The sequence below is a fragment of the Gordonia prachuapensis genome, assembly GCF_036350515.1.
Taxonomy (GTDB): Bacteria; Actinomycetota; Actinomycetes; order Mycobacteriales; family Mycobacteriaceae; genus Gordonia; species Gordonia prachuapensis.
Window position 1 is genome coordinate 166250 of sequence record NZ_JAZDUE010000013.1, and the last position, 7797, is coordinate 174046.

The 7797-nt window shown below is 68.5% G+C and carries 6 protein-coding genes and 1 rRNA gene; all 7 read right to left on the reverse strand.

Annotated features, from left to right (window positions below; all coding sequences use genetic code 11):
* Position 1: 1 nt before the first annotated feature.
* Positions 2–1189 (reverse strand): putative cytokinetic ring protein SteA, encoded by a 1188-nt coding sequence (gene steA, locus V1Y59_RS16470; protein ID WP_330506029.1) that lies wholly within the window; start codon positions 1187–1189, stop codon positions 2–4.
* A 108-nt stretch (positions 1190–1297) separates the two neighbouring features.
* Entirely contained in the window at positions 1298–3079 is a 1782-nt protein-coding gene (gene recN, locus V1Y59_RS16475) for a DNA repair protein RecN (protein WP_330506043.1), read from the reverse strand.
* Positions 3080–3081: 2 nt separating this feature from the next.
* Positions 3082–4095, reverse strand: coding sequence for an NAD kinase (locus V1Y59_RS16480; RefSeq protein ID WP_330437372.1), 1014 nt, complete (start codon positions 4093–4095; stop codon positions 3082–3084).
* 17 nt (positions 4096–4112) lie between these two features.
* Positions 4113–5048, reverse strand: coding sequence for a TlyA family RNA methyltransferase (locus tag V1Y59_RS16485; protein ID WP_330506030.1), 936 nt, complete (start codon positions 5046–5048; stop codon positions 4113–4115).
* A gap of 13 nt (positions 5049–5061) precedes the next feature.
* Complete coding sequence (locus tag V1Y59_RS16490) at positions 5062–5376, reverse strand: hypothetical protein (protein ID WP_330437370.1); 315 nt, start codon at positions 5374–5376, stop codon at positions 5062–5064.
* 13 nt (positions 5377–5389) lie between these two features.
* Positions 5390–7522, reverse strand: a complete 2133-nt coding sequence (locus tag V1Y59_RS16495; RefSeq protein ID WP_330506031.1) for an HAD-IIA family hydrolase — start codon at positions 7520–7522, stop codon at positions 5390–5392.
* A 155-nt stretch (positions 7523–7677) separates the two neighbouring features.
* Positions 7678–7794 (reverse strand): 5S ribosomal RNA (rrf, locus tag V1Y59_RS16500).
* Between the last annotated feature and the right edge of the window lie 3 nt (positions 7795–7797).

The following is a 7797-nucleotide window of genomic DNA, read 5'->3' on the forward strand; positions in this document are numbered from 1 at the left end:
CTTACCTGTTCCACGCTCCCTGGGCCCACTCGACGGCCTGGTGATACTGCGCGACCGACCAGTCGATGACCTCGGGGCCCATGTTGGACAGCATGACCGCCGCGATGACCGCGATGAGGGCGGCCAGGATGACGCACGCGATGGCGGCACCGGACACCCGGCTGCGGTAGAGGGTGGCGACCGCCTTGGCGTCGACCAGCTTGGGACCGACCTTGAGGCGGGTCAGGAACGTCGACGGGTTGCTCTCGCGGCGGGAGCGATCGAAGAAGTCGTCGAGCGTTCCGCCGTAGCCGACCGTGACGATGAGGTCGGCGCCGTGGTAGTCGGTGAGCAGCAACGCGAGGTCGGCGGCACTGCCCGCCGCCGGGAACGTGGTGGCACCGATGCCCAGATCCTGAATCCGGGCCAGGCCGCGCGCGTGGCCGTCGGTGTCCGCCGGAAGCACCAGTTGCGCACCTGATTTGAGGGTCGCGGTCTTCATCTCGTCCGGGTCGCCGACGATGAGCGACGGCTTGTGCCCGGCCTTCATGAGGGTGTCGGCACCCGCCCCGACACCGACGATCACCGGTGAGTACTCCTTGATGAACGGCTTCAGTGCCCGCAGATCCGCTTCGCGATCGGGTCCGTCGGCGACGACGACCACGTGCCGGCCGGCGAGGTTCACGTCGACGTCCGGCACGCCGACCCCGTCGATCAGCAACGGTGACTCGCTGCGGATGAACTCGATCGTGTTGCCGGAGAACGCTTCCAGATGGTCGACGAGACCGGTCTTGGCCTCGATCATCTTGTCGGCGATGTCGTGCTCGGCGAGTTCGGTGCCGAGCGCGAGGCGTCGTTCACCGACGTAGAGCCGGTCGTTGTCGATGCGCAGCTTCGCGCCGTCTTTCACCCGCTTGAACACCTCGTCGCCGACGTTGTCCAGCAACGCGATCCCGGAGGCGACCAGCACCTCGGGCCCCAGGTTGGGATAGCGTCCCGAGATCGACGGCGACGCGTTGACGACCGCCACGACGTTGGCGGCCACCAACGCGTCCGCGGTGACACGGTCGAGGTCGATCTCGTCGAGGATGGCGATGTCGCCCGGCCCGACCCGGTCGAGCAATCGCCGAGTGTTCTTGTCGATCCTGGCGATTCCGGTGACGCCAGGCAGTTCGGTGGTCGTGCGGGCGAGCAGAGCAGGCATCTTCATGACGCCCATGATCGACACGGGACCCGGAGATTTCCGGGAGGCGCGCCGCAACAACTGCAACTTTTGTCACACGAGTAACACACTCACCCGTGTCGCCCGTCGCTGGGGTCAACCGTCAGACGCCGGGCCCCTCTCCGCTTCTGCGGTGGCAAGCAACTCCTCGGCGTGGGCGCGACCGGTGTCGGAATCACCGAGGCCGGCGAGCATTCGTGCGAGTTCGGCGACGCGCTCGTCGCGATCGAGCGTGCGGACAGTGCTCTTGTGCGGACGGTTCTTGCCGCTGCCCGACGTCTTGCCGATCACGAGGTGGTTGTCGGCGAAAGCCGCGACCTGGGGTAGGTGGGTCACCACGATCACCTGATGGGCGCTCGCGAGACGCGCGAGGCGGCGGCCGATCTCGACCGCGGCGCGACCGCCCACGCCGGCATCGACCTCGTCGAACACCATCACCGAACCACTCGTCGGCGCGGCGAGCACAACCTCCATCGCGAGCATGAGTCGGGACAGCTCACCACCGGAGGCCGAACGGGCGATCGGCAGCGGAGTGGCCCCCTTGTGGGCGAGAAGTGCGAACTCGACACTATCGACCCCCGACGCCCCGGCGTGCGCACGCACCCCGTCGAGCTCGATCGCGAGGCGGTCGTCGTCCGCCGCGGCTTCGATACCGACATCCACGGACAGGGCCGCATCGCCCATCGCGAGTCCGCCCAGTTCGCTCGACACCTTGGTCGCCATCGACTTGGCGGCGGTGCGACGTCGGCGCCGGAGTTTGGATGCCGCTTCGGTCACCTTGTCCCGGGCGGCGGCAGCGGCTGCTTCGAGTTCTTCGATCGACTGCTGTGGGTCGTCGATCTCGGCGAGTCGCGCACGGGCGGTGTCCCGCCAGGCGATCACACCGTCGATGTCGGGAGCGTACTTGCGTACCAGGGCCTTCAGGTCCGCCTGCCGGGTCAGCATCTTGTCGAGTTCCTCGGCGTCGGCCGGGAGATCGGCCAAGAATCCGGACAGTTCGTCGCCGACATCGGTGATCACCGTCAGCGCCTCGCCGACCCTCGGCAGCAGAGCGCGCAGCGAATCATCTCCGCTGGATTCGAGGATGCTGCGGACCTGTCCCAGGCCGTCGATGACCGATCCCTCGTCGCCGGCGACGAGTTCATGGGACTGCGAACCTGCGGTGCGGATGCTCTCCAGGTCGGTCAGACGCCGGATGGTCGCGGCCAGATCCTCGTCCTCGCCGGGTTGTGGATCGACCGCGGAGATCTCGTCGACTCCGAACCGCAGCCGGTCCGCCTCCTGGGCGAGTTCCCGCTCGTCGGTGCGGCGGGCGTCGAGGTCGTCGAGAACGGTGATCCATTCGTCGCGCGCCGCGCGGTAGGCCTCGATCGCCGTCGTCGCCGACGACCCGGCGAACGCATCGAGCGCGGCCCGCTGGTGCTCGGGCTTCATCAGCCGCAGCTGATCGTTCTGTCCGTGGATGGTGAGCAGGTGATTGGTGAGCCGTCCCATCACGCCGACGGGCACCGATCGGCCGCCGAGGTGGGCACGGGAGCGCCCATCGGCACCGACCGACCGGATCGCGATGACGGTGCCGTCCTCGTCGACCTCGGCGCCCGACGCCTCCAGGATCTCGCCGACGACGGGGTCGGTGACCGGTTGATCCGCGGTCGACTCCGAAGACGCGAGCCGGAACCGGCCCTCGACGGTCGCTTTCGTATCCCCGGACCGGACCCGGGACGCGTCGGCGCGCGCTCCAGACAGCAGGTGCAGGCTCGTCACGATCATGGTCTTGCCCGCGCCCGTCTCACCGGTGAGAGCGGTGAATCCGGGATGGAATCGTGCCGACGCCCGCTCGATGACGCCGAGTCCCTCGATCGACAGTTCTTCCAACATCGTCAGGTCTGCCTCCCCCGCCATCCCGTCACCGGTAGGTCGAATTTGGTCACCAGTCGGTCCGTGAACGGTTCGGCGTCGATTCGTACCCACAGCACCGATCGGTCACTTCGGACCACCTCCACCCGAGCACCGGCCGAGACATCGATCCGACGTCTCCCGTCACACAACGCCACAGCGGCGCGGCCGCGTTTGTCGATCTCCACCGCCACGCGTGAGAGCGGACTGGTCACCAGTGGGCGCGCGAACAACGCGTGGGCATTGCTCGGGACCACCAGGATGGCCTCGAGATCCGGCCACATCACCGGTCCGCCCGCGGAGAACGCGTACGCCGTCGAACCGGTCGGCGTCGACACCAGCACGCCGTCGGCCCCGAACGCGGACACCGGCCGGCCGTCGACCTCGGTGACCACCTCGAGGACGCCCTTGTTCTGGGCGTTGAGGATGGCGATCTCGTTCAATGCCCAGGTACGTGCGACGGGGTTGTCGGGCCGGGCGGGGTCGATGACCGTCACATCGAGGGTCATTCGCGGCTCGACCCGATAGTCACCGGCGATGAGCTGCTGCATGACGGCGTCGACTCGATTGGCTTCCGCTTCGGCCAGGAACCCGATGTGTCCGAGGTTGATCCCGATGAGCGGGACCTGCGCCGGATAGGCCAGTTCGGCGGCCCGAAGGAATGTGCCGTCACCACCGAGCACGATCACGAGTTCGCACCCCTCGGCAGACGCCGGCTCCGGCGATGCCAGCTGCACGGCGGCACCCAGATCGCGCAGATGTTCGGTGTCGACCGGATGGCTCACCGGGCGCGCCCGTCCGGTCGGGCCCTCGTCGGACTCCGTGGCAACCGTGTCACGGGTTTTCGTGTCGTAGTCGACCACCCGGAGCCGTACACCGGCCGCAGCGCAATACCGCGCGATGGAGTCCATCGTCTGCGTGACGACTTCTCGACCGGTATGAGCGACCACCAGGAACTCCCGATGCTCCCCCGGACCGGCGACCTCGTCATTGGCCACTGTGGTCCCTTCGTCTGTCAGCGGGGCCCGTCTTCGACGGCCCGTGTGATCATCGCGACCAATTCCGGGTCGTCGGATGCCCCGGAGTCGCCGGCGACGACGTCGTCATCCGGCGCCTCATCTGCTCGATCTCCGACCCTATCCGGCACCCCGGGATCCGTGCCGGGCCGGTTCGGGTCCGGAATGGCGCCGCGGTGGTCCGCGTGGTCCCGACGCAGCCACAGAAAGTACTCGACGTTGCCGGACGGTCCCGGTAAGGGGCTCGCGATCGCGCCCAGCGTCGACAATCCGAGTTGCCGCGCAGCCCGCGCCACTCCCAGGACCGCATCGATCCGCTGCGCCGGATCGCGCACCACACCGCCCGAGCCGACGCGGTCCTTGCCCACTTCGAATTGCGGCTTGACCATCGGGATCAGGTCACCCCCGAGTCGCACCGCGCCGGCGAGCGCCGGCAGCACCAGCCCGAGGGAGATGAACGACAGGTCCGCGACGACGAGGTCCACCCGGCCGCCGATGTCGTCGGCTCGCAGGTGCCGCACGTTGGTGCGGTCGTGAATGCTCACCCGCGGATCGTTCTGCAAGCGCCACACCAGTTGGCCGTACCCGACGTCGACCGCGACCACCTGCGCAGCCCCCCGGCGCAGGAGGACGTCGGTGAACCCGCCGGTGGATGCTCCGGCATCCAGGCATCGCCTGCCGTCCACGGCGAGACCCGACGCCTCGAATGCGTCCAACGCGCCGAGCAGCTTGTGCGCGCCGCGCGACGCCCACTCCTCGCCGACGGTCTCTGCCACCACGATCGGGGTGTCGCGAGCGACGTTGGTGGCGGGTTTGGCGGCGACGACACCGTTGACCTTGACGAGGCCGTCGGCGATCAGGCCGCGTGCATGTTCGCGGGATCTCGCCAGGTGGCGACGGACGAGTTCGGCGTCGAGTCGCGCGCGTGGGGCCACGGTCAGCCCCGCGTCATCGTGGGTCGACGTCGTCGAGAGCCGCCGTCAGCACCTCGTGCGCACGTTCGAGCAGTTCGGTCTGGCGGCCCAAGGCCGCAAGGTCGAACGATCCCCCGGTGGTCTGTCGGATATCGTCCACCTGCTCGAGCAGGTCCGACACCGACCTGGTCACGGACGCGGGGTCGACGTCGCTGCCCGGTTCGTCCGCGTCCTGCGTGCCGGACGTTCCGATCGCACCGGGCATCATGTGAGGCCCCGGACGCGGTGGGACCGTTGTCGTACCGGACTGCGAGGCGGCAGTCGGCGCAGGATTCTCGGATTCGCTCATGACCTCATCAACGCTAGCGCACCGGGATGATGCCGACCGACTCCAAAACGCGCACGACGTCGGGATTCGGGCTGGTCACAGTGATGTCCGTGTCGTCGAGCGCACCGGAGTCGGCGGCTGCCCAGACCGCCGCGGCCAGCGCGGGCACCACCGTTTCCGGGCGTGCCGGCCCGTCGGTCCGAATGGTCGCGGCCGATCCGTCCAGCTCGACATCCCAGCCGTCATGGGGTCCGATGCGCACGGCGTTCGCCCCCGCGTGCAAGCCGGTCAGATCGCGGATGACGTACGTGGGACGTTGCTCGGGCGGAGCGACGAGCAGGTCCATCGCCGAGCTGACACCGGTGAGCACCAGCACGCTGTCCAGCCCGACCGCGTGTGCACCTTCGATGTCGGTGTCCAGGCGGTCGCCGACCACCAGTGGTCGCGACGCACGACTGCGCGCGATCGCGTCGGCCATCAACGGTGCCGCCGGCTTGCCCGCGACGAGGGGCTCCTTGCCGGTGGCATTGGCCACCGCGGCCACCATCGACCCGTTGCCGACGAGCTTGCCCCGCTCGGACGGCAGGGTCGCGTCGGTGTTGCAGGCGATCCACAAGGCCCCGTTACCGATTGCCAACGCGGCCTCACACAGTTCGGCCCAGCCCGTTTCCGGTGAGTGCCCCTGGATCACCGCTGCGGGACGATCGTCGGCGCTACGGGTCACCGCGATGCCGACTTCGCGCACTTCTTGCGCGAGCCCATCGGTCCCGATGACCAGCGCACGCGATCCCGGATCGAGATGCTCCGCCAGCAACCGGGCAGCCGACTGGGCACTGGTGATCACTTGCTCCGCGGTCGCCGTGAAACCCATCTCGGTGAGATGGGTGACCACGTCGGCGGGACGGCGACTGGCGTTGTTGGTGACGAAGTACCGTGCGGTGTCGATGTTCTCGAGGGTGTCCAGAGCACCGGGCAACGCCCGATGGCCCGCGAAGACCGTCCCGTCCAGGTCGAGCAGCAGCGCGTCATAGCGCGAGGCGAGTGTCTCCACCGGCCGGTCGACGACGACTGATGCGCCGGAGTCGGTGCCGACTTCAGCAGCCTCCGCCACCTCTGCGGGCAGGGTCGTCGGCGCCGCCGCGTCCGGGGCGGGCGGCGCTGCCACGAGCGTGTCAGGTGCGGCAGACTCGGCGGCAATGGCATCAGCAGGAACGGCGTCACTGACGACCACACTGTCGGCCGCGTCATCGCCGAGTGAGTCGTGCTCTGGCCGCTCAGCCTGGGAGGCCGTCTCCGCCGCCTCGGGGTCGGTGAGATCCACGAGCCGCAGCTCAGCGTCGGTGACATCCTCGACGTCGGCCGCTGCGGCGTTCATGAACCACGTGACCGCGTCGTCCACGCGCCCTGCTGCGTGCAGAGCAGAGGCGTACGCGTAGTACAGGCGCGCCACCGGGGTGCCGCTGCGCCCCGGCGACAGATCGCCGGTTTGCAGTGTCACCACCGCCTTCTCGGGTTCGCCCAGGTCGATCCGCGCACCGGACTCGACGATCCGCATCTCCGTGGCATCATCGCCCTCGAGTTTGCGTGCGTCGTCGCTGCGTGCGATCTCGATTGCCCGTTCGGGGCGTCCGAGCCCGCGTTCCGCGTCCGCGATCAGCGGCAACAATCCGGGGTTGCCGGTGATGCGCCGGGCGGCCCGCAGTTCCGACACGGCCTCCTGCCACTCACCCGCGCTGTAGGCGGCGATGCCCAGGGTCTCGCGGACGAGCCCGACACGGCCGGCGCGACGACGCGCCGCACGGGCATGCTCGAGGGCTGTTGCCGGATCGTCTTCCAGCAGTCGGGTCACCATGACGAGGTGCCGAGCGACATTCTCCGCATTGGTCTTGTCGAGCGTCAGAAGATCGCGCCTGACCTCAGTATCGAGGTCGGATGCGGCGACGTCGTCGGGGAGCAGCGGCTCGTCGGGACGACCTGCCGAACCCGTTCCGCGGGACGGTCGTTGGGGACGCCCCGCCCTCGGGGCGCTGCTATTTGGTCGGCCGTCGCGTCGAGCACCGCCGGCGCGACGGGGTTCACCGTCTCTGCGGGATGTATTCGTACGACGCGACGAGTCGTCCCTGCGCGGGCCACCATCTCGTCGCTCGAACCGGTCGCGGTCACTCATAGCAGCCAATCTATGCCTTGAAGTGCGGTGGCGGTCGATGAACGCATCGCCGCATCGGGTCGAGTCGCCGACCAGACGCCGGCAGGAACTCACGAAGACACGCGAACGGCCCTGTACTCGAATTGCTTCGAATACAGGGCCGTTGCTCAAGTTGTGTTCGGCGGTGTCCTACTCTCCCACACTGGTTAGGGTGCAGTACCATTGGCGCTGGAGGGCTTAGCTTCCGGGTTCGGAATGGAGCCGGGCGTTTCCCCTCCGCTATGGCCGCCGAAACT